Origin of the sequence: Flavobacterium cryophilum (assembly GCF_048286555.1) — a bacterium.
Lineage (GTDB): Bacteria > Bacteroidota > Bacteroidia > Flavobacteriales > Flavobacteriaceae > Flavobacterium.
Window position 1 is genome coordinate 48,921 of sequence record NZ_JBLVPZ010000003.1, and the last position, 26,657, is coordinate 75,577.

Below are 26,657 nucleotides of genomic sequence, written 5' to 3' on the forward strand. Positions count from 1 at the left end.
TATTTTTATATTAGCAGAATATATTACCTGCTATAGTTTCTAGTTTCAATAATAAAACATTTGTGATTGTACAATTCATATTTTAAATGTAAAATTAAAATTCCTATGAAAAAAAACAAAGAATACATTCAAGGTTCTCTTTTTGAAGAAGATTATTTAATTAGAACATTAGGCAATTTAGGAAGTTCTGCTGAAGTTGCTTTAACAGAAATTGTTGCAAATGCTTGGGACGCAGGCGCAACTGAAGTTCTTATTTTTATTCCACAAGAAAGAGGTCAAAAACTTACAATTGAAGACAATGGAGCTGGATTGACAAAAAAAGAATTTTATTCTAGATGGATGAAATTAGGCTACAATAGACTAAAACATCAAGGAAAAAAAGTTGAATTTCCAAAAGGTGTAAATTTAAAAAGATTTGCTTACGGAAGAAATGGTGTCGGAAGACATGGGATGTTATGTTTTAATAATGAATATGATGTTATAACAAGTAAAGAAGGAAATGAATCAAAATTTACCGTTACAACTAAAAGTGAAAATGAACCTTTTATAATTAAAGATGAAGAATTTAATAAAACAGCGAAACACGGAACTCGCTTGGAAGTAATTGTTGAAAAAAATCTCCCAAAAGCAGAAAATATTTTAGAAATTATATCTGCTAGATTTCTTCATGATCCAAAGTTTATAGTTTCAATTAATAGACAAACGATTGAGCTAGAAGATCATTCAGGATTAATTTTTTCAAAAGAAATAAATATAAATGGAATAAAACTTAATGTGAATCTTATTGATTCAAAAAAAGCGAGAAAATCAACATTATATCAAGGAATAGCTTTTTGGCAAGGAGGAAGATTAGTAGGTGAACCATCTTGGATTATTGGAAAATATATGGTTTTAGATGGTAGAACAAAATTAGCTAAAAGATTTTCTGTTGTTGTACGCACAGATGATTTATCAGATTATATTCTTGAAGATTGGACTGGATTTAGAAGACATGACATTTTAGATGAAATATTTGAAAAAATTGATAACTGCATTCAACTTATGTTTTCAAAAATCGCTTTAGATAATGTAGAGGAAACTACTAAACAGATTAAACAAGATTATATTAAAGAATACAATGAATTAAGTCCTCTTGCTAAATATGAATTTAATGAAGTTATAAACAATATAACTATTTTAAATCCAACTGCCAGAGAAGATTCTATTTCGTTAGCTGTTGAAACGTTAATTAATCTTGAAAAAACGAGAAGCGGAACTCAACTATTACAAAAGCTATCTGTTCTTTCTACTGAAGATATTATTGGGTTGAATAATATTTTAGATAATTGGACAATAAAAGACGCATTAACGGTGCTAGATGAAATTGATAAAAGGATTTCTGTTATTGAAGCAATTAGAAAATTATCAAATGATGATTCAGTTGATGAATTACATGTTTTACATCCATTAGTTGCAAGTGCAAGATGGATATTTGGACCAGAATTTGATTCGCCTGAATATTCTTCAAATAATCAGCTACAAGTTTCAGTTGAAAAAGTATTTGGAAAAAAGATTGATAAAAGTGTGTTTAATAATAACAAAAAAAGACCTGATTTAGTAGTTATGGGTAATTCCACACTTTCAATAACAGGGACAGTATCTTTTGATAAAGAAAATAGTTTGCCATCAATTAATAAAATTTTAATAATTGAACTTAAAAAAGGCGGATTTAAACTTTCAAGAAATGAAAGAAATCAAGCAGTAGGATATGTTGAAGATTTTATGAGTTGTGGATCATTAATAGAAACTCCTTATATAAATGCTTTTGTTGTAGGTGATAGTTTTAATGAAAAAGTTCAACCAATCCAAACAGTTATGAATGCGAATAAAGTTGAAATGGGAAAAGTTCAAATTTGTTTATTTTCACAAATAGTTGACTCTGCTGAAAGAAGACTCTTTGGATTAAGAAATAGATTAAATGAAAGATATTCTGAAGTTCCAGGAATGGAGTTATATGAAAGACAAAGTAAATTAGCCATATAAATTAATCCATATAAAACAAAATCCCCTCTAAACTCAATATCTTCGCAAAAATAAAAAGCTTAAAAAATGACAACTCATCTCGCATTATTACGTGGCATCAATGTTTCCGGTCACAGTATGATAAAAATGGAGGCGCTAAAAACGACTTTGGAAGCCATTGGTTTTCAAAATGTGCAAACCTATATTCAATCCGGGAATGTTTTTGTGGACACGGAGGAAGAAAGTCCTGCAAAAGTTGGTTTTCTAATCAAGCAGGAAATTTTCAAGGCTTTTGCTCATGAAGTACCTGTTGTGGTTATTGGTTCCGCAGATTTAGAAGCGTGTTTCAAAAACAATCCTTTCTTTAAGGAAAAAGATATTGACAGCAAGAAGTTATACGTGGCTTTTATTTCGACCACGTTGCAAAGCACCAGTATGAATGATTTGAAAATTAGCCAATTTAAACCGGACGAAGCCAGTATAGACGGTAGCAGAATCTTCATTAAATACGCTGTTGGAGCCGGAAAAACTCGATTTGATCAAAAATACATTGAGAAAAAACTAAATGTAACCGCAACAATCCGCAATTGGAATACGGTGACACAGTTGCTTAAACTCTACGAGGAAAGGTAAATAAGCTTCACAAGTAAAAAAATAAGCCACAAATTCTCCGCTTTTTAAAATCAGTGAATCTGTGGCTATTTGTTTTTATATAACTGAGAACCTATAAATAGTATCGATTTGAGCAATTTCTTAACTTTAGAAAAAAATAATTATAATTTGACGCAACCTTTTGTGTGATCTATCATCTACTTACTATCTATAAAACTGATACATGAAAAATCTTGTTATTCTTATTGCTTTTCTTTGTGTTTTTAGTTCTTGTTCAAAAGATGATGCTGAAACAATGGACAACACTGGTTATTACGGAAAATGGACTTTGGTCTCGATGTCGGGTTCTATTCCTAATTCTGAAACTACGGGTGCAGCAATGGAATGGCAGGAATTTTATATATTCAACACTAATGGAACATTTATAAAATCCAGAGAAAGAAATTCGGTTAAAACTTCCATTTCAGGAACTTACACGACTACAACTCAATCTGACAGAATTGATTTTGAATTAACATATCCCAATGACAGCGAACTTATAGGCAACTGTTACGGAAATCTAAAAGAAGTACTCTATTTGACTGGCAATAATTCCTTGTCCAGTACTTGGAAAAGCTGCGACGGTCCAGGATTAGAATACAAAAAGTAAAATATAAGTGCTTATTAAAAAACATTTTTCATAAAATTTAGTTTTGGTTAATTTTAGAATGATGAAGCACTTTTGCGAAAGGGTACTTAAAAGTTGAAAAACTTTTGATGCTCTTTTTCTATTTTTAAACGAATAAAAGAATTAGTCTTTCCATAAAATATTAGTTTGTACGGACAAAAAAATTATATTTACGAACTAATTAATTCATTCTAGACCTCGTCTTTGTTTTGCAAAACTCTAAAATTTTATCGCTATGAATTTAAAATTTTCTTTCGTTTTTACGGTTCTTTTTGTTTGTGCAGCAGTAGCACAAAACGGAAATCCAACCGATTATTTGTCGGCTCAATTCCATAAAGAGCGCAGAGAAGCGTTGCGTGCCAAAATGCCTAAGAATAGTGTGGCCGTATTTTTTGGAAATCCTATTCGGAATCGAGCCAATGATGTGGATTTTATCTACCATCAAGATCCGGATTTTTATTATTTGACAGGATACAAAGAACCCAATTCAGTTCTGATTATTTTTTCGAACGTTCAAACTAATAAAGACGGAAAATCATTTCATGAATTGCTGTATGTTCAGGAAAAGAATCCAAGAGCGGAGCAATGGACAGGAGTGCGTTTAGGAACTGAAGGCGCTAAAAAAGAGTTGGGTTTTGAAAATGCTTTGAATGGCGAAGCGTTTTTAAATTCGGGGATTGATTATGGAAATTTCGACACTGTTTTCTTCAAGGAATTTGAAGAAGATACCCGAAATTCTAAAAATGAAAAAGCTGATTTGTACAAATTAATTGGAGCGTTTAAATCCCAAATTGGGTACAACGAAAAAGTAAAATCCCAAATGAATTCGAATGTACAAATCGAAATGAATGCTAAAAAAAGTGTCACTGTAAAAAAGGCTACCATAAATACCAAATCGATTTTGACCTATATGGCGAGTTTACGTGAGAAAAAAACAACAGAAGAGTTGGTTTTATTGACTAAAGCCATTCGGATTTCGGCAATGGGACAAAGAGAAATCATGAAAGCAATGCATCCCGGAATGTCAGAAACGGAAATACAGGGAATTCACGAATTTGTGTATAAAAAGTATGGCAGCGAGTTTGAAGGGTATCCGTCAATCGTAGGTGCAGGGAACAACGGTTGTGTGTTGCATTATATTGAAAACAGCAAAATGAAAGTCGAAAATGATTTAGTTTTGATGGATTTAGGAGCGGAATATCATGGTTATACTGCCGATGTAACCCGTACAATTCCTGCTAATGGAAAATTTTCGACCGAGCAAAAACTAATTTATGATTTAGTATATGAAGCTCAAGAAGCGGGAATTGATGCTGCAAAAGTTGGGAATAAATTTAATGCTCCGGATGTTGCGGCTCGCAAAATAATTAGTGCTGGTTTAGTGAAATTAGGAATTGTTAAAACGGAACAAGACTCCAGAAAATATTTTCCGCACGGAACTTCACATCACATTGGGTTAGATGTTCACGATCCAGGTTTGTATAATGCTTTTGAAGCCGATATGGTCGTTACGGTTGAACCAGGAATTTACATTCCTACTGGTAGTGATTGTGATAAAAAATGGTGGGGAATTGCGGTGCGAATTGAAGATGATATTTTGATTACCACAAATGGACCATTAAATTTATCTGGTGAAGCACCAAGAAAATCAGATGAAATTGAAGCACTTATGACGGAAAAAAGCGTTCTGGATACATTTAAAGTACCAAGTTTAGATTAGTAATTTTGTTTTAAAGGTTGAGATTAATTTTGGGTTTGTCTTTTTATTGCGGTGCTTTATTAAATAACCACAGAGGTTATTAATCAAGGAGTCCTTCCAGTTTTTTTAGAACAGTTCTTTATTTTTTGTATTAAAATTTATGTAAAAAAAATGCCTATCGAAAGCAAAGATTGAGAAAATTGATACTTTTGCAAAGTCTTGTACGACTTTAAGATTGATTGTAGACGAATAAGTTCTATTAAAAATATTGACTGTAGGATTAAATACAAAATATTTCAAAAAATAAAGCATTAAAAAAATACCACATAAATGATTGCACCAAAAAAGTATATTCTAGAAGAAGAACGAATTAAATTATTGGAATCTTATTCTATTTTAGATACTTTACCCGAAGCAGAATATGATAATTTGACATTGATAGCGTCACAAATATGTGGAACACCAATTGCGCTAATCACCTTTGTTGATGAAGAACGCCAATGGTTTAAATCACATACAGGCTTTGATGTTTCTGAAACTCCAAGAGATTATTCTTTTTGTGCGCATGCCATAAACGATCCTGAAAATATTTTTATCATTCCAGATGCGAGAAATGATGTTCGTTTTCATGATAATCCAATTGTTGCTGGACAAGAAAATGTGATTTTTTACGCCGGTGTACCGTTGACAAATGAGGAAGGAATGCCACTTGGTACCATCTGTGTTATTGATCATAAGCCAAAAGTTTTGACGCCAGATCAAATTCGTTCGTTAAAAGCGCTTTCTGTTCAAACGATGAAATTATTGGAATTAAGATTGAAAAAATTACAATTAGAAAAAACGTTAGAAGCGCTAGAAAAAAAGAATCAGGAGTTGGAGCGATTTGCTTACATTGCTGCGCATGATTTGAAATCTCCTTTGGCAAATATATCCGGGTTGAGTGATGTTTTTATTGATAACTACAATGAAATAATTGACGAGGATGGCAAAGAAATTATTCATTTAATTAAAACGTCTTCTTCTAAGTTGAGAGAGATGATTGACAGTTTGTTAGCGTATAGTAAATCGAACATATTAGAGAAAGAAAACAATAGTGAAGTGAGTATTTCTGTTTTAGAAAAAGAACTTTCGAATCTTTTTATTTTTAAAAACAATTGTTCTATTAAATTCAAATCCAATGTCAGTTTTCTATTTATCAATAAAACGGCGATTGAGCAAATATTGATTAATCTCGTTACCAATGCAATAAAGTATAATGATAAAGAAAATATTGAGATTGAAATCGAAGTAATTGAAGAAAGTGATTGTTATAAAATTGCCGTTAGCGACAACGGACCAGGAATTTCAAAAGAATTTCATAACGTTATTTTTGACATATTTGAAGTAGTCTCAACAGTAGATCGATATGGAGTAAAAGGAAACGGAATCGGTTTAGCTACAGTAAAAAAAATAGTGGAAGCCTTCGACGGAACCATAAATGTTGAGTCTGAAATGGGGAAAGGATCTAAATTTATGTTTACTTTAAGTCGCGTACCGGAATTAATTGTATAAATTTCTCCTTTCTTATTTGCTGTTATTTGCAAAAATTATTTTGGTATTAAATCACAATACCAAAATCCAAAATCAAATGCATCAGAGTAACTCGTATCGCAAGCAGTATCTGAAGAATCTTCTTTTTCTGGTTTTTCATATTTTCGGTAGACGATTTCTCCAATTTCAAAAGCTATGGGTTTAGAAAAAATAGGACCATCAAAAGTAAAGGTATGAAATTCGCCGTCTTCACCACAAACGTCTACATTTTCAGGTAAATCGTCAATGAAATTTTGATCGATAACTCGACCCACAAAGCTTTTATCCAAAAACCGTTCGTTGACACAAACTACAATTGTTTTAAAGCCTAAGCCCATAAATTCTTGAATCAAATCTTGAGTTGGGATTTTCCAAAGCGGGAAAACGCCTGTGAAACCTATTTCTGCTAATTTATCTTCACGATATTTACGTAAATCTTCCAGGAAAATATCTCCAAAAATGGAATGCGTAACGCCTTGTTTTTTTAGCTTTGCCAAGGTTTCCTGCATGACCTTTTCATAGGCTTCCATCGTGGGCATTTCGGGAATTTGCATGATTTCAAGCGGCAATCCGATGCTTTGGGCTTGTTGTTCCAATAATTCTACTCGAACACCGTGCATTGAAATGCGTTGGTATTGTTGATTTACGCTGGTTAATAAACAAGCGATTTCAAATTCGGGATTTTGTAGGGTTTTGTATAAGGCAAGCGCAGAATCTTTTCCGCTGCTCCAATTAAATAGGGCTTTCTTTTTCACTGTAATTTTCTTCTGATATTCTGAAGGTAAACTTACAAAATTAGTCGGATTAGTTTGGAAAACCTTTGTAACTTTGAAAACCGCAGCATTAAATGCCATTATAATGAAATACCTATTATTTTTTATTTCCACATTCACTTTTGCCCAACAAACCCAATTTGTTGATTTTAAATCGGTTCAGGGAAAAATAGCAATTAATCCAGTTGAACGGGCTGTTTCGGGCGGTATCAATTATGATTTTGAGATTTTGAAACTCGTTGATACTATTAAAATTGATGCGCAAAACATGGAATTTTCTGATTTGAAATTAAACGGAAAGTCTGTTAATTATCGCAATACACAAAAACAATTACAAATCATTTTTAACTTTAAAAAAGGAAAATACAAGCTGACTTTTCAGTATTCGGCTAAGCCAAAACAAACCATGTATTTCATAGGTTCAGAAGCAAATGACAATGTTCAAATTTGGACACAGGGACAAGGAAAATACACCAGCCATTGGTTTCCGAGTTTTGATGATGTCAATGAAAAAGTAATTTTCAATTTAAATATTACAATTAATAAAGACTATCTGGTAATTTCAAATGGAACGTTGAAATTTAAAGCAGCACTTGATGGACTTTCGGTTTGGCAATACCAAATGCAAAAACCGATGAGTTCCTATTTATTAATGCTTGCCATAGGAAAATTTGAAAAACAAACGCAAAAATCAAAATCTGGAATTCCTTTAGAAATGTATTTGGAACCAAAAGATGCTGCTAAATTTGAATCAACCTACAGTGATTCAAAAAGAATGTTTGATTTTTTAGAAAAGGAAATAGGAGTAAAGTATCCCTGGGAAATTTACAAACAAGTTCCTGTTCGGGATTTTTTGTATGCAGGAATGGAAAACACTTCGGCAACGCTTTTCAACACCCGTTATGTGGTAGATTCTACAGGTTTTGAGGACCGAAGTTACACGAATGTCAATGCGCATGAATTGGCCCATCAGTGGTTTGGGAATTTAGTCACTGCCGAAAGTGGAAAACACCATTGGTTGCAGGAAGGTTTTGCTACATATTACTCGTTATTGGCCGAAAAGGAAATCTATGGAGAAGATTATTTTTATTCTAAATTATATGAGTCGGCACAACAATTGAAATTTGCATCGCGAACGGATACCATTCCCGTTTTGAATGCCAAAGCCAGTTCCTTAACTTTTTATCAAAAAGGAGCTTGGTCACTTTTTGTTTTACACGAAGAAATAGGGGAGAAGGCATTTAAAAAAGCGGTGAAAAACTATTTAAAAAAACATGCGTTTCAGAGTGTGAACACTTTAGATTTCTTTGCTGAAATTAAAAAAGTATCCAATTATGATTTGGATGCTTTCAGTAAAGTATGGCTTGAAGAAACTGCTTTTAATACCCAACTAGCCAATACTTTATTGCTTAAAAATAAATCAATTCAAGTGTTGTTTGAAGTCGAGAAATTAAAAAATATACCCTTGTCAGCCAAAAAAGAGTTTCTTGAAAAAACACTCCAGTCCGAAGTGCATTTCTCGGTAAAAGAAGCAGTTGTGAATCAATTAAAAAAGGAAGGTTTTCAAGATAAAGAATCGCTGTTAACGTTGGCTTTAGAAACTAAAAACGTACAAGTTCGTCAAGCGGTTGCTGCATCATTTATCGAAATTCCTAAAAACTTCAGAGCGCAATATGAAACTTTATTAGAGGACAAATCGTATCAAACACAAGAAATCGCGCTATATAGTTTATGGAATAATTTTCCTGAGCGACGCACCCAATATTTAGAGAAATCAAAAACTTGGGTGGGTTTCAATGATTATAATTTAAGAACGTTGTGGCTGACTCTCGCGTTATCAACGCCAGATTATGTTGTAGATAAAGCAGCATTGGCAAACGAATTAATAACGTATTCATCCCGTAATTACGAAGCGAATACGAGACAAAATGCTCTAGAGAAACTGCTTGCGTTCAAAATAATAAATGATGTTGTTTTAGTGAATTTAGTAAATGCAACTACCCATCACATGTGGCAATTCTCGAAATTTGGTAGAGATAACATTAGAAAATTATTAAAAAACCCAGAAACGAACGCTTCTTTAGAAAGAATAGTCGCAGATTTAAATGAAGCCGAACAGTTTCAATTGAATCGATTGTTGAAAGAATAAGTCAGAAATCAACAAAGATTTATTTATTTATAACGTTTTACCACAACTGACTCACTTCGTTTTTGATGTAAGCTAAAGCAGCATTGCTAGGCGAATGTTTTTCCATCAAATCACTGATAACTACTTCGCGCAATGTATCGGCATTGTCAACACGATCACTACTGTTTGCTTTTCGAATCATTTGGATTGTAGCATTTTTTGCCGTGACGATAATTGTCCAACATTCATCTGACATGTATATTTGCTGGGTTAAATTGTGTTCAAATTCTTGTTCAATTTGTGTAATTATCAGGTTTTCGTAATCGTTTTTATCCTTAGAAATTGGAACAATCCGAATTAATAATTTAGTAGGGTTGATGCGTTCCATGTACAATGACATGCGTTCATACGCTTGCAAACGCAAGGGTAAAGAATTTTTTTGTGCTTCTTTGTTCAGTAAATAACGACGTCTTCCTTCTTCGTTTTTGGTATGGAGATCAAAAAAATAATAGGCAACAAGACCTGTAACAATTGCCGGTAGTGTATAACTTAGTAATTCTATAATTTTTGTAGTATCCATGTTTTGATAAAGTTTATAAAAGCAAAAATATACTTTTTTGACTATAAATCAATTTCATTTTTATAGCAATAAATCAATTCGAATAGTATTTTTGCCAAACACAACGGGAATTATAAAAATAAAAGATTAAATGGAAACCTACATATTAGTTTTACTTTGTTTGGCTGCTTTTGCTGCAGGATTTATAGATGCTGTTGTAGGCGGCGGCGGCTTGATACAAACTCCTATGGGCTTGATTTTATTACCTAATCTTCCTGTGTCGACGGTAATTGGCACGTTAAAAGTTCCTGCTTTTAGTGGTACTTCGTTTGCAGCCTATCAGTATCTTAAAAAAGTGGATATGAACTGGAAATTGCTGGCCATTATGATGCTATTAGCGTTTCCATCAGCATTTTTAGGTTCTACTTTGTTGACCTATGTGAGGAACGATTTTATGAAACCATTATTGCTGGTTGTTCTTTCTTTTTTAGTGATTTACACGTATGCCAAGAAAAATTTTGGACAACACATTGAAAAAAATCATTCCTCGCGAACGCAAATTTGGAATGCTATTGGAATTAGTTTTGTAGTCGGTTTATATGATGGATTTATCGGCCCGGGAACTGGAAGTTTTTTGGTTGTGGCTTTTATTGCCATTATGGGCTTCGATTTTTTACATGCTTCCGCAAATGCTAAAATGGTAAATCTGTCGACTAATTTTGGTTCGATTTGCCTTTTTATTTTAAAAGGTAAAATAATTTGGGCGGTTGCATTGCCAATGGCTGCCAGCAATGCTCTTGGCGGCTGGATTGGCGCTAAATTGGCCATTAATAAAGGAAATAGTTTTATTCGGATTTTCTTTTTGGTTGTGGTTGTAGGCACCTTAATCCGTTTTGCATATGACGTCTTTTTTAAAGAGTAGCAACTGTACTAAAGACTTTACAGCAGGTACATTTTTGGTTAAATCAGAACTTATTATGATTATAATATAAACCTGTTTTCTAAATCTTAAATTCTTATTTTTGCATAATAAATTTAAATTTCTCCATGCATAAATATATCGATCAACTCAACGAAGCCCAACGGGAACCTGTTCTTCAAAAAGATGGGCCAATGATTATCATTGCTGGTGCGGGCTCTGGGAAAACGCGTGTGTTGACTATTAGAATTGCTTATTTGATGAATCAGGGTGTTGATTCCTTCAATATTTTATCGCTTACGTTTACCAATAAAGCGGCACGGGAAATGAAAACCCGAATCTCTCAAATTGTTGGCGCAAGTGAAGCCAAAAATCTTTGGATGGGAACCTTTCACTCGGTTTTTGCCAGAATATTACGCTCCGAAGCCGATCATTTGGGATATCCTTCAAATTTTACTATTTATGATTCCCAAGATTCATTGCGTTGCATTTCCGGGATTATCAAAGAAATGCAATTGGATAGAGATGTGTATAAACCAAAGCAGGTTTTAAGCAGAATCTCCAGTTATAAAAATAGCTTGATTACCGTAAAGGCCTATTTCAACAATCCTGAATTACAAGAAGCGGATGCAATGGCTAAAAAGCCAAGATTAGGAGAAATTTATCAAAATTATGTTGATAAATGTTTTAAATCCGGAGCGATGGATTTTGATGATTTGTTATTGAAAACCAATGAATTACTGACTCGTTTCCCAGAAGTTTTGGCCAAATACCAAAACCGTTTCCGTTATATACTGGTGGATGAGTACCAGGATACGAATCATTCTCAATATTTGATTGTACGTGCATTATCTGATAAATTCCAGAATATTTGTGTAGTGGGTGATGATGCACAAAGTATTTACGCATTTCGGGGTGCGAATATCAACAACATTTTAAATTTTCAGAAAGATTATGAAGGGGTAAAAACTTTTAGACTGGAACAAAATTACCGTTCGACAAAAAATATAGTGGAAGCAGCCAATACCATTATTGATAAGAACAAAGTAAAGCTGGATAAAATAGTTTGGACTGCAAATGATTTTGGTCCAAAAATAAAAGTGCACCGCAGCATGACCGATGCCGAAGAAGGGCGTTTTGTGGCCAGCACCATTTTCGAACAAAAGATGCAAAACCAGCTTAGCAACGGTTCTTTTGCAATTTTATACCGTACCAATGCGCAATCGCGTGCAATGGAAGATGCACTCAGAAAAAAAGATATTCCGTATCGAATTTATGGTGGATTGTCTTTTTATCAAAGGAAAGAAATCAAAGATGTGTTGTGTTATTTGCGATTGGTTATTAATCCAAAAGATGAAGAAGCGCTGATTAGGGTAATCAATTATCCAGCTCGTGGAATTGGTGATACAACAGTCGAAAAACTTTTGATTGCGGCTAATCACTACAAACGTTCCATCTGGGAAGTGATGCAGAATATAGATAAAATAGATTTAAAACTGAATTCGGGAACCAAGCAAAAATTGCAAGATTTTGTAACGATGATTCAAAGTTTTCAGGTTATAAATCAAAATCAAGATGCGTTTTACATCACTGATCACGTTGCAAAAAAAACAGGATTAGTTCAAGAATTAAAGAAAGACTCTACTCCGGAAGGAATGGCAAAAATCCAAAATATTGAAGAATTATTAAACGGTATCAAAGATTTTACCGAAGGACAAAGAGAAATTGATGGCGCTCGTGGCGCATTGTCTGAATTTATGGAAGACGTGGCTTTGGCAACAGATTTAGATAAAGACACCAGTGATGAAGACCGTGTGGCCTTGATGACGATTCACTTGGCTAAAGGACTTGAATTTCCACATGTTTTTGTGGTGGGGATGGAAGAAGATTTGTTTCCGAGTGCGATGAGTATGAGTACGAGAAGTGAACTCGAAGAAGAACGTCGTTTGTTCTACGTAGCTTTGACACGTGCGGAGCATCAAGCGTATTTAACCTATGCACAATCGCGCTACCGTTGGGGGAAATTGACGGATAGTGAACCTTCCCGATTTATTGAGGAAATTGATGCACAATATTTAGAATATCTAACACCAGCCGAATCGAATTACAGGTTTAAACCAATGATTGATAGCGATATTTTTGGCGATGTAGATAAATCAAGACTGCGATTGGCAAAACCGGCCAATGGAGCACCACCAAAATATAGTTCAGATAATGAACCGAAATCAGATATAAATATTCGAAAATTAAAACCTGTTAGTAGCAACGCAGCAACAAGTGGTAGTGCAAATTTGTTTGATAATAAATTAGTTACAGGAAATATCGTAATGCACGAACGTTTTGGGAAAGGCGAAGTTTTAAACCTAGAAGGCGTAGGAGCGGATAAAAAAGCCGAAATCAAATTTGAAGTTGGTGGAATAAAGAAATTATTGTTACGCTTTGCGAAACTCGATATTATAGGATAGTACCTAAGTGGTCAGTTTTTAAGGGTTCAGTGATAGTTTGAGTAAATCTAAAATCAGATGACTGAAGTTTTAAATCAGGAAATCAAAAATCGTTAATCAAAAATCTTAAATCCGATGGCTCAATTTATAAAAATATACGAAAACAAACCCAATGAAACGGCAATTGCCAAAGTAGTGAAGGTTTTAAAAGAAGGTGGATTGGTGATTTATCCTACGGACACCGTTTATGGATTGGGTTGTGATATTACTAATACCAAAGCTTTGGAACGCATCGCAAAGATTAAAGGAGTAAAGCTGGACAAGGCTAATTTTTCCTTTATTTGCCACGATTTGAGCAATATCTCTGATTATGTAAGACAGATTGACACCGCTACTTTTAAGCTGTTGAAGAGAGCCTTGCCGGGACCGTATACGTTCATTTTACCTGGAAATAATAATTTACCCAAGGAATTTAAAAAGAAAACCACGGTCGGAATCAGGGTTCCTGATAACTCGATAGCATTAGAAATTGTAAAGCAGTTAGGAAACCCAATTGTTTCGACCTCCATTCATGATGATGATGATGTTATTGAATATACGACTGATCCGGAGCTCATTTTTGAGAAGTGGCAAAATTTAGTTGATCTCGTTATCGATGGCGGTTATGGCGATAACATCGGTTCTACGATTATTGATTTATCTGGTGATGAACCCATTGTGGTTAGAGAAGGTAAAGGAAGTTTGGATATTCTTTAATTAGCCTTTATGTTTTGTCCCGAAGTGTCGGGATTAGCGTTCCGTAAAAACCATAAAAAAAACGTCTTGATTTCTCAAGACGTTTTTTTATGAAATTTGTAAACTGATCACTTTTTTATGGTCTTTGTTTTTTCATTTCTTTTTCAATCATTTCGTAAAACTGATCGATTTTAGGTAAAACCACAATACGTGTTCTTCTGTTACGAGCTCTGTTTTCAGCTGAATCATTAGCTACTAAAGGAATGTATGAACTTCTTCCTGCAGCAATCAATTGTTCTGGTTTTACACCTAATTGAGTTGTTAATACACGAATAATAGAAGTGGAACGTTTCACACTTAAATCCCAGTTGTCCAATAAAATGCCAGAACCGTTGTAAGGAACATTATCAGTATGACCTTCAACCATACATTCAAAATCTGGTTTGTCATTTATCACTTTAGCTACTTTAGCTAAAACACCTTTTGCTCTATCAGTTACCTCGTAACTTCCGGTTTTAAACAATAATTTGTCAGCAATAGATATAAATACTACTCCTTTTTCAACATTTATTTCGATATCTGGATCAGAGATTCCTACAGCGCTTTTTAAACTAGTTACTACAGCAAGTGTTACACTGTCTTTTTTAGTTAAAGCATCTTGCATTCTGCTGATTTTTAAATCTTTCTCTTTGATAGATTCTAAAGCTTTTTCAATATTTTCAGCTCCTTTCGTAGACAAGATTGTCATGTCTTTAGAAGTACTTATTAATCCTTGGTTTTGCTCTTTCAAGAAAGATGCAGTAGCAGAAAGTGCCGATTTTTCTTCTAAACAAGCATTTAATTTTACTGTTGCAGTATTTAACAAATCTTGAGTTTCTTTATTTCTGGCTTCTAAATCAGTATATTTCTTTTTAGAGACACACGACGTCAAAAGCGCTAACACAGATAAGGCGATTACTATTTTTTTCATATTATGATATTAATTTAATGTTAAAGGCAAATTTACTTTTTTTATATTTGTTTTATTCTAAATAAATCGTTAAAAACAACGATTTTCTTAATAAAATAGATGTAAACGATGCTTTTTGTGTTATAGTATTTTTGTTCTTGAAATTTTGTTCTTTTTTTATAATGATCTAAAAAAAGTTTGTAAAAAGAAAAATGTGCTTTTAATATTGCAGCAAAATGACTGAATTTTCCTTTCATAAGGAATTGTATTCCTGCAATGGCGTCCAAAACCATTCTACTAAAAAGAACGGGATACATTTTATTTTTAGGAAGGTTTTTAGTCAGCATCAATAATGAATTTCTGAAATTCAAAAATGTTTTCTTCGGGTTTCCCAGTTGCAAAGTCGCTCCGCCTACATGATACACAAATGATTCTGAAATGTATTTTGTTTTATATCCATTGTTAAAAGCCCTCCAGCACAAATCAATTTCTTCCTGATGTGCAAAAAAAACAGCATCAAAACCATTTAATTCTCTGTAAACAGTACTTCTGATAAAAAAACATGCCCCTGTTGCCCAGAAAATTTCGCAGTTATCATCATACTGCCCGTTGTCCTTTTCTAAAGTGTCAAAAATACGACCACGACAATACGGATATCCATATTGATCTATAAAACCACCGGCAGCACCGGCATATTCAAAGTACTCTTTATTTTTAAAATCCAGAATTTTAGGTTGAATTATAGCAGTATTTGGCTCATTTTCAAAAGTTTTAAGAATGGGTTGTAACCAATTCTCTGTCACTTCAATATCAGAGTTTATCAATGCAAAAAAATCAGCCTCGATGAGTTGTAAAGCTTGATTATAACCCTCTGCAAATCCCAAATTAGTGTAATTTTTTATAATTTTAACCGATGGAAAAAAAGTTTTCACGTAAGAAACAGAATCATCTGTCGAATCATTATCAGCAACATACACGGTAGCTTCCAAAGAATATTTCACTACCGAAGGTAAAAATTTTTCTAACAATAAAACTCCATTCCAATTCAGGATGACAACGGCTATTTTCATTTAAAGTATCTGATTAGACAATTTTATATACAGGCAATTCGGAAAGGAATTGATATTTTTCATTTTCAAAATCCATTTGGCAAAAGTAATGATTCAATCCATTAGTTACCATCAAAAATTGGGCATTCATTGTCATATTATAACGGGCAATTTGGTCGAAAGTGGCTTGCGCAATTTTTACTTCAGGTGCTTTGCATTCGATTAAAATGAAAATAGAACCATCAGAATTGAAAACGACGACATCATATCTTTTGCGTAAGCCATTGACTTTTAAAACTTTTTCCACGTTAATCAATGATTTGGGATATTTTTTTTCCTCCAATAAAAATTGGACTACATGCTGACGAACCCATTCTTCAGGAGTAAGAATGATAAATTTTTTCCTGATTTCATCAAAAATGGAGACTTTATTTTCGCTATTTTTGAAACGAAAATTATAAAGCTGAAAATTGAGTTTTTGCATGAAGCAAAAATATAAAATAAGTTGAAAGTTTGGTGTTTAAAGTTTGGAGATGTTGTACGATCCAGACTGAACACCGTAACTGAACACTGAACACTAAATAAATGGACGAGGTTATAAAAATTGTAAATGATATAAAAAGCGGGAACATCAAACCAATCTATTTTTTAATGGGTGAAGAACCGTATTATATTGACAAACTATCGAATTATATTGAGGAAAAAGTGTTATCCGAAGAGGAAAAAGGCTTTAATCAGACTGTTTTATATGGCAGAGATGTTTCTATAGAAGATATCATTTCGACAGCAAAACGGTATCCAATGATGGCCGAACGTCAAGTGGTAATCGTAAAAGAAGCTCAAGATCTAATCAGAACCATAGATAAACTGGAAAATTATGCTGAAAACCCAATGGCAACGACAGTTTTAGTTTTTTGCTATAAATACAAAACGTTGGATAAACGTAAAAAAGTAACGAAGCTATTGGCTAAAAATGGTATTGTTTACGAAAGTAAAAAACTTTATGAAAACCAAGTAGGAGAGTGGATTAAACGTGTTTTATCAGGTAAAAAATATTCGATCGAACCCAAAGCAAATGCCATGTTGGTGGAATTTCTAGGGACAGATTTAAGTAAAATAAACAATGAACTGGAGAAATTACAGATTGTTTTACCTGTTGGAAGTACCATAACTCCTAAACATATTGAGGAAAATATAGGTTTCAGTAAAGACTTTAATGTGTTTGAATTGCGAAAAGCAATTGGCGAACGCAACCAGTTAAAGGCCTATACGATTGCAGAAAACTTTGCCCAGAATCCAAAAGACAATCCAATGGTGGTAACGACGAGTTTGGTTTTTGGATTTTTTATCCAATTATTGAAATACCATGGTTTGAAAGACAGAAATCCAAAGAATGTGGCTGCAATATTGGGCGTAAATCCATTTTTTCTGAAAGAATATGATGTAGCTTTGAAAAACTACCCAATGAAAAAAGTGAGTCAAATAGTTGGTGCTTTAAGAGATATTGATGTAAAAAGTAAAGGTGTTGGCGCTAATGCGATGTCACAATCCGATTTGTTACGAGAAATGCTTTATAAAATATTTAATTAAAGGACAAAAAATTCCGATATTTGCATTCCCGATACTTCGGGTTATTATTAACAAATAACAGATATATGGGAATGAATAAAAATACTATTTTAGGCTGGGCTACTTTATTAATGATTGTAATGGGTTTGTTGCTGATTGCATTAGGCGCTTTTAGATATGATGATGTAGCAGGCTGGGGATTTGCAGCTGTAGGTGTTGGTTTTTTGGCTAATGCGTGGGTGTTTAGTTCACTTAAAGGCAGACTTTAATACTTATTTTAATATTGATCCAAGATTGAAAGAGAGAATAGATAACGTAATTTTAAATTAAAAAACAGAAATGGCTGACGATAAAAAAGTGATATTCTCAATGTCAAAATTGAGTAAAACCTATCAAGGAGCAGATAAACCAGTACTAAAAAACATTTATTTGAGTTTTTTTTACGGTGCTAAAATTGGTATTTTAGGTTTAAATGGTTCGGGAAAATCTTCCTTATTAAAGATTATTGCCGGTATTGATAAAAACTATCAAGGTGATGTAGTTTTTGCCCCTGGCCATACGGTAGGTTATTTAGAACAAGAACCTATTTTAGATGCCAGTAAAACGGTTATCGAAATTGTAAAAGAAGGAGTTGCTGAAACAATGGCAGTTTTAGATGAATTCAATAAAATCAATGATAGTTTTGGTTTGCCGGAAGTCTATGAAAATGCTGACAAAATGGAGCAATTAATGGATCGTCAAGCGCTTCTACAAGATAAAATTGATGCACTGGGAGCTTGGGAAATTGATACCAAACTGGAAATTGCAATGGATGCCTTGCGTACCCCGGAAGGCGATACGCCAATCAAGAATTTATCTGGTGGAGAGCGTCGTCGTGTCGCTTTATGCCGTTTACTGTTGCAACAACCTGACGTATTACTACTCGATGAGCCTACGAATCACTTGGATGCCGAAAGCGTACTTTGGCTAGAACAACATTTAGCACAATACGCAGGAACGGTTATCGCCGTTACGCACGATAGATACTTTTTGGACAATGTTGCCGGTTGGATTTTGGAATTAGACAGAGGTGAAGGAATTCCATGGAAAGGGAACTATTCTTCTTGGTTAGATCAAAAATCAAGCCGTATGGCACTGGAAGAAAAAGTAGCTTCAAAACGCAGAAAAAATTTAGAACGTGAGCTGGACTGGGTTCGTCAAGGAGCCAAAGGTCGTCAAACGAAACAAAAGGCGCGTTTGCAGAACTACGATAAATTATTGAACGAAGACCAAAAGCAATTGGATGAAAATTTAGAAATTTATATTCCAAATGGACCTCGTTTAGGAACTAATGTTATTGAAGCTAAAAATGTTGCTAAAGCTTTTGGCGACAAATTGCTGTATGATAATTTAAATTTCACCTTACCACAAGCAGGAATTGTTGGAATTATTGGGCCAAATGGTGCGGGAAAATCAACAATTTTCAAAATGATTATGGGCGAAGAAAAGCCAGATTCAGGAGAGTTTTTAATTGGAGATACTGTAAAAATCGCTTATGTTGATCAAGCACACTCGAATATAAATCCGGAAAAATCGATTTGGGAAAACTTTGCTGATGGTCAGGAATTGATTATGATGGGCGGAAAACAAGTTAATTCAAGAGCTTATTTGTCACGATTTAATTTTGGCGGTGGTGAACAAAATAAGAAAGTGTCCATGCTTTCTGGAGGAGAACGTAACCGTTTACACCTTGCGATGACTTTGAAAGAAGAAGGAAACGTATTGCTACTGGATGAGCCTACGAATGATTTGGATATTAACACACTTCGTGCATTAGAGGAAGGTTTGGAGAATTTTGCAGGTTGTGCGGTAGTTATTTCTCACGACAGATGGTTTTTGGACAGAATTTGTACGCATATTTTAGCGTTCGAAGGAAACTCGGAAGTGTACTACTTTGAAGGTGGTTTCTCAGAATACGAAGAAAATAAGAAAAAACGTTTGGGTGGTGATTTAACGCCTAAGCGATTGAAATACAGAAAATTAATTAGAAGTTAATTCGTTCTTATTTCTTTAAAAGCAGTAAGAGGATGTCCACGGTCATCCTCTTTTTTTGTGCTGTTTTTTATTTTTTATCAGAATTCATCATAATTAAAACTGCCGCAACCAGTCCTAAAATTACTAAACCAAATACAACTATCATTATAAATGAACCGTTATCCCAAGAAAAAAGCGAAATGTCTTTCATAATTAATCAAATTTAAGATTGTTCAAATATAATATTCTTACAAAATAAAAGGCATGATATTTATCATAATCGTTAATTATTCTAAAAACTTAGCTTTCAAGGCTTTTGTGGGAATCAGGCAAGCTTCCTTTTTTCCGTACCATTTGTAGCGGTTTTTAGCGATGTAATCGTAAATATAGTTATTGAACGAAGTAGGTAATATCGAAAAAAAAGTAATGAAATAAAATATGCTACCTAAATGTTTTGCAATTTCTAAAACAGCTTCTGATTTGTAATAATATGCGAAACCAGGCTCATACAGAATTATGCTGTCCGTTTTTTGTGTATCAATTTTTAAATGTTTGACGATTTTTTGACCTAAAACTGATTGTAAGGCAACAAACCTGAAAACATCTTTCGTATCATGTTTAATGATCTTTTGTACGGCCGAATCACATAGATTGCAAACGCCGTCAAAGAGGATTATTTTTTTGTCCTTAGGAATATTAAGCATTTTCTTGTTTTGTTATGTCATTGCGAGGAACGAAGCAATAGCATTTTGTTGCTCAACTTGCGTCCTTGTTAGTGTGATCGCTTCGTACCTCAAAATGATTTGTGTTTGTCTTACGAGAGTTATTCCGTCATTATATCTTTAATTTCTTCAAATAAATCTTCCCAAGTTGGATTTATTGAACGAATTAGTTCATTTTTTGCTTCTCTTGGACCTGCTTTTATTTGCTTTTCTCTTGCGATGGCGTCACCAATCCATTGGAATTGTTCATAATGACTAACACATTCACATTATAACGAGCAGAAAATGAATTAGGATATCTTTTTTCTTTATGTTCCAAAATTCTTTGTGGAAGATTTGAAGTGACACCTATATAAACTACGGTTTGGTATTTATTAGTAATGATATAGATAAATCCGGGTTTCATAGTTTTTATTTGCATTTGTCATTGCGAGAAACGAAGCAATCTCATGTTGTATGTCTTAAATTACTCATATAGTTACTCGTGCTAGTGGGTTTGCTTCGTTCCTCGCAATGACTTTAGTCTACTTTTTTCCTGCTTCAACGAATTCAAGTGCTTCCAGACTTACTTTTGACGTAAAGATGCCATAATTAACTGTTGCTTTATTTTTTTCAATCGAATCAATACTTCCTACTGCTTTTCCGTCAAACATTCGCACGCGATCGCCTACTTTTAGGATCGGTTTTGGTTTTTCAATTACCACTTTTAATTTCTTCTCTTTCTTTTCTTTTCTAATTTCTTCTACCTGAACTGTGACTTCTTGAATTACTTCTTTTTTCTTTTCAATCAATGCTTTTATTTCTTTGCTTGTGGCTTTCTTGCGTTTTGAATTTTCGATTTCAATGATTTTCAAAAATTCACCAAGTAATTCTTTCTTGTTTTTATTGTTAAAATATTTCTCCGAGATGTCCTCGATTTTTTGACCAATGTAAATTGTTTTCTGGTTACTGTCGTACAATTCCTGATAACTTTCCAGTTTTTGTTTAATCTTTACATTTATGGTTTCCATTTTCTTTCCTTCCTCTCGTGCTTTTGTTTCTTCTTCTTTGAGGGTTTGTGACGTTTTTTCCATCTTTGAACGCTCTTTTTGAAGTGTGGCAATCGTTTTATCAAAACGTACTTTTCCAACTTCAATTTTCTTTTTGGCTCGATTGATTAAGCTAAAAGGAATTCCGTTTTTTAAAGCGACTTCAAACGTAAAGGAACTTCCTGCTTGTCCTAAAGCTAATTTATACATGGGTTCCAATGATTTTTCATCAAACATCATGTTGGCATTGGTAGCAAAAGGCAATTCGTTAGCCAGAATTTTCAAGTTTGAATAGTGCGTTGTAATAATACCAAAAGCTTCCCGATGGTAGAATTCTTCCAAGAAAATTTCGGCTAAAGCGCCTCCTAATTCAGGATCAGAACCGGTACCAAATTCATCAATTAGGAACATCGTTTTTTTATTGCACTTCTTAAGAAAGTAGTTCATGTTCTTTAATCGATAACTATATGTACTTAGGTGATTTTCAATAGATTGATTGTCACCAATGTCAGTTAAAATCCGATCGAATAAGAACGTTTCACTGCGTTCATGTACTGGAATTAACATTCCGGACTGCAGCATTAATTGTAATAATCCAACGGTTTTTAACGAAATGGTTTTACCACCAGCATTAGGACCGGAAATTACAATAATTCTGTTTTCCTGCCGTAATTCAATGGTTTGTGGATGCGTAATCTCGTTGTTGCGTTTGTTGTTCAAATACAAAATAGGATGGTACGCATCTCTAAAATAAAGTCGGCGGTTTTCGGTAATGGTAGGTAAAATTCCATTAATTTTATTGGCATATTTTGCTTTTGCGGCAATAACATCAATATCACTAAGGAAATCCTGATATTTAATTAACAGCGGTAAAAAAGGTCGAATTTGATTGGATAACTGTTTTAAAATTCGTGTAATTTCTTCTTTTTCTTCATATTCTAAATTACTCAACTCACGGGAATATTGTAAGGTAGCCTCAGGCTCAATATAAGCGATGCTTCCTGTTTTGGAACTGCCCATAATTGATCCTTTTACTTTGCGACGGTACATCGCTAAAACGGCTAAAACGCGTCTGTTTTGTACAAAACTTTCTTTAATATCATCTAAGTAGCCCAAACTATTGTATTGTGTCAAAGCTGATCCAAAACTTTGGTTGACTTTACCACGAACGACATTCATGTTTCTGCGGATGTTCAGTAAATCCGGTGACGCGTTGTCTTTTATTTCGCCATATTTATCGACGACTTCATCGACCATTGTTACGATTTCTTTGGTGAGCTCAACGTGGTTTGCTCTTGCGTTTAAATTTGGATAATAATCTTCGAATTTTCTCAGAAAATTCAACAGGAAATTAGTGGTTGATGAAATGGTGGCTATTTTTCTAAAACTGCCCACTTCTAAGAAACTATCTTCAATGGCCAAAAATTTTATTTCATTGGTGATGGCGTCAAATCCATGATTGGGAATGGCATTGTTATTTTGGAAAGACGAAACATATTCTGACGTTTGCAGTAATGCTTGCATCAAGGTTTCCTTATCTTTAAAAGGGGTTATTTCTAATGCTTTTTGTTTTCCAATATCAGTATTACAAATTGTCGAAATGGTTTCGAGAACAGTAGGAAATTGTAAATCTTGTAATGTTTTTTCGGTGATGGATATCATTTTATGAGCTAAATTGTAAAGGTTCAAAGTTACAAAGATTCAGAGTGAAATGCAGTAATTTTTTTAGCAGACTTTATGAAAAACTTTGCGAACTTTACGGCAAAATAAATTACATGCAATTCGATCTCAATCCAGCTTGGCAATCCATTTTATCAGATGAAATCGACAAGCCCTATTTTCAGGTTTTAACGGAAACTGTTACCGAGGAGTACAAAAATCATACCTGTTATCCTCCGAAAGAATTGATTTTTGCTGCATTCAACCATTGTAGTTTTAAAGATGTAAAAGTGGTTATCATTGGTCAAGACCCGTATCATGGAAAAGGAGAAGCCAATGGTTTATGTTTTTCAGTGAATGACGGTATTCGAATTCCGCCCTCGTTGCGTAATATATTTCGAGAAATGAGTGATGATTTGGGAACTATTTTTATGCCTACATCTGGGAATTTAGAAGCTTGGGCAAAGCAGGGCATTTTACTGTTGAATGCTTCACTGACGGTTAGGGAAGACAATGCGAACAGTCATAAAAATTTGAAATGGAATGTATTCACGGATGCTGTAATCCAAAAAATTTCCGAAGAAAAAGAGCATGTTGTTTTCTTGCTTTGGGGGAATTTTGCCCACAAAAAAGGACTCAAAATCGACCGAAACAAGCATATGGTATTAGAATCCGGGCATCCTTCGCCTATGAGCGCCAATCAAGGAAAATGGTTTGGGAATAAACATTTTAGTAAAACAAATGACTATTTAAAACAAAATGGAACGAGGTTGCTTAATTGGAATTCAATAGAATAGTCATACGGTTTGCGTGAGTGATGGAAGTGGAGCTCTTTTTTGAGAGGCGTTTCAGCCTGTCAAAAAAAGCGGGAACATACAGCACGACCCGAATTTTTTACGTAGGGTCACGCCCAAATTCTACTATCAGCATTGGAAGAATTTAAGCCTTACTAACTATGACTACGGTCTATTTTTTGATTATATCTTCTAAAACCGCTTTATCGGAGTAATTAATCACTTTCAAAGTAATCTCTTGGTTTTTAATTGTCTTTCCTTCGATGATATATAGCTTCCCTTTTTTTAATTCAGTATTGCTTTGATCAAAATTCACATCACCAAATTGTAATGTGTTTTTTATATCAGAAGTATCAATCCATTTTTCAGCCAAAATTTGTGATGCATTGTCAGAATAATGGAAGGGTTTATTTCTCAGATCATTTAATACTCTTGCATTAGGAAAATAATTGCAACGAGTATCTTTACCACTAAAAACTAACGCTACAAAAAATAATCCGATTACTAAACCTACCAAATAATAGGCAAAACGATGTATAAACTTCATGAATTAAATTTTTGGCAAAGGTAGCAGAAAGTTTTCTTAAAAAACAATTAAATTAATGTCGTTGTTTGGCAGATCGAACCAATCGCCAATGGCACTATTTGTCAGGATTCCGTGGTACATGTAAACGCCATTTTTCAAGCCTTTATCACAACGAATAGCGCTTTCAATTCCACCATCGGCAGCAATTTGCATCAAATAAGGCGTTATAATATTGCTTATGGACAACGAGGCCGTTTTAGAATATCGGGAAGGAATATTTGGCACACAATAATGCAACACATTGTTTTTGATGAACGTTGGTTTTTCATGAGAGGTTACTTCCGAAGTTTCAAAACAACCACCGGTATCAATACTTACATCAACAATTACGGCTCCATGTTTCATGTGTTCTACCATGGTTTCTGTTACAATTACCGGACAACGTTCTTTTCCTCGCATGGCACCAATAGCGACATCACATCGTCTTAGTGCTTTCAGTAACGATTTTGGCTGTATCGTTGAAGTAAAAATACGCTGATTCAAATTATTCTGTAATCGGCGTAGTTTTGTAATTGAATTATCAAATACTTTGACATTGGCACCTAAACCAATGGCGGTTTTGGCGGCAAATTCTCCCACAGTTCCTGCGCCGAGAATCACAACATCAGTAGGAGGAACACCGGTAATGTTTCCAAATAATAATCCTTTTCCGAATTCATTGGTAATCATTAACTCGGCAGCAATCAGGATCGAGGCTGTTCCAGCAATTTCGCTCAATGATTTAACGGCAGGATAAGTTCCATCCTCGTCTTTGATGTATTCAAAAGCAAATGCGGTAATTTTTTTTTTAGTCAAAGCCTCAAAATACGTTTTTTTTCGCGTTTTTAATTGAATGGCTGAAAGCAAAATCGTATCAAGGTTCATCATTTGAATTTCGGCAAGTGTTGCCGGCTCTACCTTTAATATCATCGGACAACTAAAAACTTTCTTAGTATCACACGTTACTTCGGCACCGGCGTCACAATATTCTTTATCTGTGTAACTGGAGTTCAGTCCTGCGCCAGCCTCAATCATCACCCGATGTCCATGGTAAGTCAGCGAGTTAACAGCGTCTGGAGTGAGACAGATACGGCGTTCTTGATAACTGGTTTCCTTTGGAATACCGATAAAAAGCTCGCTTTTTGTTCTGGCAACTTCAAGTTTTTCTTCTTGAGGCAATAGCTGTTGTTTTGTGAATGGAGTTATAGTAATTGACATTGATGTTGTTAAATTAGGGGTACAATTTACGTAAAAACTTTTAAAAAAAGGCGCACTATTAAAGGGATAAATACAAGGGAATTTGTATTTAAATTTAGTGTGTGATTCTTTCCATTTTGATATCCGCTCTTTCATAAACGCCACCTTCCAATGGAACTTCTATAAAACCAAATTTTTCGTACAAATGAATCGCAGGCAGTAATTTTTTGTTCGAATACAAAATCAGCTTTTCGATTTTTTTCGCTTCTACAACAGCAAGGCAATGCAGTATTAATTTTTTTCCAACTCCCATACCTTGAACACCATCTGTCACCGCCATTTTACTTAATTCAAAGGTCGTATTGTCAATTTTTATTAAGGAAACGGTACCTACAATAGCATCATTGTATTTCGCATAAAAAATCATTCCGCCTTTGTCTATAATTTGACCTTGGGGATCCGAAAGTACAATTTCGTCTTTGGGTTCTACTTTGAAATATTTTCTCAGCCATTCCAGATTCAAGGTTTTTATAGCAGCTGCAAAAGTAGTCGAAAAAGGGATAATTTCTACGGTATTATGTAAACTCATTAGTGTTTTTTAGCTTATGGTTAATGAACGCTTTCCATCAGGAAGAAGTGAAATAGTTATAATCGAATGTGTTTCAGGAATTAAATTTGGAATCTTCTCTGCCCATTCGATAAAACACCAATTACCGGAATACAAATATTCATCGATACCCATATCTAAAGCTTCGACTTCCTTATTCAATCTGTAAAAATCAAAATGATAAACGAGTTGATTGTCTTTAGTTTCGTATTCATTAACTAAAGAAAAGGTTGGACTGCTCGTCGCGCCGTTTACGCCAAGGGTTCTACACAGTTGCTTGATTAAAGTTGTTTTTCCAACACCCATTTCTCCATGAAAAAGAAGCACTTTTTTCGGGTTTTGCGCAATAATTTGTGTAGCCACTTCTTCAAGTTGGTTTTGAGAAAAAATGATATTCAT

Annotated in this window: 26 protein-coding genes; 13 read left to right on the forward strand and 13 right to left on the reverse strand. The window is 34.1% G+C overall.

Annotated features, from left to right (window positions below; translation table 11 throughout):
• Window positions 1-105 precede the first annotated feature (105 nt).
• The 5 genes from ACNQGJ_RS06975 (at window position 106) to ACNQGJ_RS06995 (ending at window position 6,530) form a co-directional block, all read left to right on the forward strand.
• Window positions 106-2,022: an ATP-binding protein gene (locus ACNQGJ_RS06975; RefSeq protein ID WP_417971437.1), complete on the forward strand. Its 1,917-nt coding sequence runs from the start codon at window positions 106-108 to the stop codon at window positions 2,020-2,022.
• Window positions 2,023-2,088: 66 nt separating this feature from the next.
• Window positions 2,089-2,634, forward strand: coding sequence for a DUF1697 domain-containing protein (locus tag ACNQGJ_RS06980; protein ID WP_417971439.1), 546 nt, complete (start codon window positions 2,089-2,091; stop codon window positions 2,632-2,634).
• 202 nt (window positions 2,635-2,836) lie between these two features.
• Window positions 2,837-3,262, forward strand: coding sequence for a hypothetical protein (locus ACNQGJ_RS06985; RefSeq protein ID WP_417971441.1), 426 nt, complete (start codon window positions 2,837-2,839; stop codon window positions 3,260-3,262).
• Between the two features lie 253 nt (window positions 3,263-3,515).
• A complete protein-coding gene (locus ACNQGJ_RS06990) occupies window positions 3,516-5,000 on the forward strand; it encodes an aminopeptidase P N-terminal domain-containing protein (protein ID WP_417971443.1) in 1,485 nt (494 codons plus the stop codon).
• 309 nt (window positions 5,001-5,309) lie between these two features.
• Window positions 5,310-6,530, forward strand: coding sequence for a sensor histidine kinase (locus ACNQGJ_RS06995; protein WP_417971445.1), 1,221 nt, complete (start codon window positions 5,310-5,312; stop codon window positions 6,528-6,530).
• A gap of 35 nt (window positions 6,531-6,565) precedes the next feature.
• Here the strand turns inward: ACNQGJ_RS06995 and ACNQGJ_RS07000 are convergent, their stop codons facing one another.
• Window positions 6,566-7,303: a Dph6-related ATP pyrophosphatase gene (locus ACNQGJ_RS07000; RefSeq protein ID WP_417971901.1), complete on the reverse strand. Its 738-nt coding sequence runs from the start codon at window positions 7,301-7,303 to the stop codon at window positions 6,566-6,568.
• Window positions 7,304-7,406: 103 nt separating this feature from the next.
• Here ACNQGJ_RS07000 and ACNQGJ_RS07005 point away from each other — a divergent pair, with 103 nt between their 5' ends.
• The gene (locus tag ACNQGJ_RS07005; RefSeq protein ID WP_417971447.1) at window positions 7,407-9,470 is read left to right on the forward strand and encodes a M1 family metallopeptidase; all 2,064 of its coding nucleotides are present in this window, start codon (window positions 7,407-7,409) and stop codon (window positions 9,468-9,470) included.
• Window positions 9,471-9,507: 37 nt separating this feature from the next.
• Here the strand turns inward: ACNQGJ_RS07005 and ACNQGJ_RS07010 are convergent, their stop codons facing one another.
• Window positions 9,508-10,029, reverse strand: a complete 522-nt coding sequence (locus ACNQGJ_RS07010; RefSeq protein ID WP_417971449.1) for a DUF7935 family protein — start codon at window positions 10,027-10,029, stop codon at window positions 9,508-9,510.
• A 130-nt stretch (window positions 10,030-10,159) separates the two neighbouring features.
• Between ACNQGJ_RS07010 and ACNQGJ_RS07015 the strand changes: the two genes are divergently transcribed.
• The 3 genes from ACNQGJ_RS07015 (at window position 10,160) to ACNQGJ_RS07025 (ending at window position 14,127) form a co-directional block, all read left to right on the forward strand.
• Window positions 10,160-10,930 carry a sulfite exporter TauE/SafE family protein gene (locus tag ACNQGJ_RS07015; RefSeq protein ID WP_417971451.1) on the forward strand — a complete coding sequence of 257 codons (771 nt, stop codon included), beginning with the start codon at window positions 10,160-10,162 and terminating at the stop codon, window positions 10,928-10,930.
• Window positions 10,931-11,055: 125 nt separating this feature from the next.
• On the forward strand, window positions 11,056-13,392 hold the full coding sequence (locus tag ACNQGJ_RS07020) for an ATP-dependent helicase (protein ID WP_417971453.1): 2,337 nt from the start codon (window positions 11,056-11,058) through the stop codon (window positions 13,390-13,392).
• 114 nt (window positions 13,393-13,506) lie between these two features.
• Window positions 13,507-14,127, forward strand: coding sequence for an L-threonylcarbamoyladenylate synthase (locus ACNQGJ_RS07025; protein WP_417971455.1), 621 nt, complete (start codon window positions 13,507-13,509; stop codon window positions 14,125-14,127).
• Between the two features lie 115 nt (window positions 14,128-14,242).
• On the opposite strand, the gene ACNQGJ_RS07030 is transcribed toward ACNQGJ_RS07025, so the two are convergent.
• From ACNQGJ_RS07030 to ACNQGJ_RS07040, 3 genes are read right to left on the reverse strand one after another with little or no spacing between them, the layout of a single operon-like run.
• Complete coding sequence (locus ACNQGJ_RS07030) at window positions 14,243-15,076, reverse strand: OmpA/MotB family protein (protein ID WP_417971457.1); 834 nt, start codon at window positions 15,074-15,076, stop codon at window positions 14,243-14,245.
• A gap of 41 nt (window positions 15,077-15,117) precedes the next feature.
• Window positions 15,118-16,125 (reverse strand): glycosyltransferase family 2 protein, encoded by a 1,008-nt coding sequence (locus ACNQGJ_RS07035; protein ID WP_417971459.1) that lies wholly within the window; start codon window positions 16,123-16,125, stop codon window positions 15,118-15,120.
• Between the two features lie 13 nt (window positions 16,126-16,138).
• Window positions 16,139-16,588: a type I restriction enzyme HsdR N-terminal domain-containing protein gene (locus ACNQGJ_RS07040; protein WP_417971461.1), complete on the reverse strand. Its 450-nt coding sequence runs from the start codon at window positions 16,586-16,588 to the stop codon at window positions 16,139-16,141.
• A gap of 101 nt (window positions 16,589-16,689) precedes the next feature.
• Between ACNQGJ_RS07040 and holA the strand changes: the two genes are divergently transcribed.
• The 3 genes from holA to ettA all read left to right on the forward strand — a co-directional run bounded on the left by holA (window position 16,690) and on the right by ettA (window position 19,707).
• The gene (gene holA / locus ACNQGJ_RS07045; protein WP_417971463.1) at window positions 16,690-17,694 is read left to right on the forward strand and encodes a DNA polymerase III subunit delta; all 1,005 of its coding nucleotides are present in this window, start codon (window positions 16,690-16,692) and stop codon (window positions 17,692-17,694) included.
• 65 nt (window positions 17,695-17,759) lie between these two features.
• Entirely contained in the window at window positions 17,760-17,942 is a 183-nt protein-coding gene (locus ACNQGJ_RS07050; protein ID WP_417971465.1) for a CAL67264 family membrane protein, read from the forward strand.
• A 70-nt stretch (window positions 17,943-18,012) separates the two neighbouring features.
• Window positions 18,013-19,707, forward strand: coding sequence for an energy-dependent translational throttle protein EttA (gene ettA, locus ACNQGJ_RS07055; protein ID WP_417971467.1), 1,695 nt, complete (start codon window positions 18,013-18,015; stop codon window positions 19,705-19,707).
• 67 nt (window positions 19,708-19,774) lie between these two features.
• Here ettA and ACNQGJ_RS07060 read toward each other — a convergent pair whose 3' ends face one another.
• From ACNQGJ_RS07060 to ACNQGJ_RS07075, 4 genes are all read right to left on the reverse strand, one after another.
• The gene (locus ACNQGJ_RS07060; protein ID WP_417971469.1) at window positions 19,775-19,897 is read right to left on the reverse strand and encodes a hypothetical protein; all 123 of its coding nucleotides are present in this window, start codon (window positions 19,895-19,897) and stop codon (window positions 19,775-19,777) included.
• Between the two features lie 76 nt (window positions 19,898-19,973).
• Window positions 19,974-20,390, reverse strand: coding sequence for a thiol-disulfide oxidoreductase DCC family protein (locus ACNQGJ_RS07065; protein ID WP_417971471.1), 417 nt, complete (start codon window positions 20,388-20,390; stop codon window positions 19,974-19,976).
• Between the two features lie 217 nt (window positions 20,391-20,607).
• Window positions 20,608-20,814 (reverse strand): GIY-YIG nuclease family protein, encoded by a 207-nt coding sequence (locus tag ACNQGJ_RS07070; protein WP_417971473.1) that lies wholly within the window; start codon window positions 20,812-20,814, stop codon window positions 20,608-20,610.
• A gap of 118 nt (window positions 20,815-20,932) precedes the next feature.
• Window positions 20,933-23,098 carry an endonuclease MutS2 gene (locus ACNQGJ_RS07075; protein ID WP_417971475.1) on the reverse strand — a complete coding sequence of 722 codons (2,166 nt, stop codon included), beginning with the start codon at window positions 23,096-23,098 and terminating at the stop codon, window positions 20,933-20,935.
• A gap of 113 nt (window positions 23,099-23,211) precedes the next feature.
• On the opposite strand from ACNQGJ_RS07075, the gene ung reads away from it, so the two are divergent.
• A complete protein-coding gene (gene ung, locus ACNQGJ_RS07080) occupies window positions 23,212-23,892 on the forward strand; it encodes a uracil-DNA glycosylase (protein WP_417971477.1) in 681 nt (226 codons plus the stop codon).
• Window positions 23,893-24,061: 169 nt separating this feature from the next.
• On the opposite strand, the gene ACNQGJ_RS07085 is transcribed toward ung, so the two are convergent.
• From ACNQGJ_RS07085 to tsaE, 4 genes are all read right to left on the reverse strand, one after another.
• Entirely contained in the window at window positions 24,062-24,436 is a 375-nt protein-coding gene (locus ACNQGJ_RS07085; RefSeq protein ID WP_417971479.1) for a DUF4258 domain-containing protein, read from the reverse strand.
• A gap of 36 nt (window positions 24,437-24,472) precedes the next feature.
• Entirely contained in the window at window positions 24,473-25,672 is a 1,200-nt protein-coding gene (locus ACNQGJ_RS07090; protein WP_417971481.1) for an alanine dehydrogenase, read from the reverse strand.
• A gap of 94 nt (window positions 25,673-25,766) precedes the next feature.
• Window positions 25,767-26,240 (reverse strand): GNAT family N-acetyltransferase, encoded by a 474-nt coding sequence (locus ACNQGJ_RS07095; protein WP_417971483.1) that lies wholly within the window; start codon window positions 26,238-26,240, stop codon window positions 25,767-25,769.
• A gap of 9 nt (window positions 26,241-26,249) precedes the next feature.
• Window positions 26,250-26,657: a tRNA (adenosine(37)-N6)-threonylcarbamoyltransferase complex ATPase subunit type 1 TsaE gene (tsaE, locus tag ACNQGJ_RS07100; protein ID WP_417971485.1), complete on the reverse strand. Its 408-nt coding sequence runs from the start codon at window positions 26,655-26,657 to the stop codon at window positions 26,250-26,252.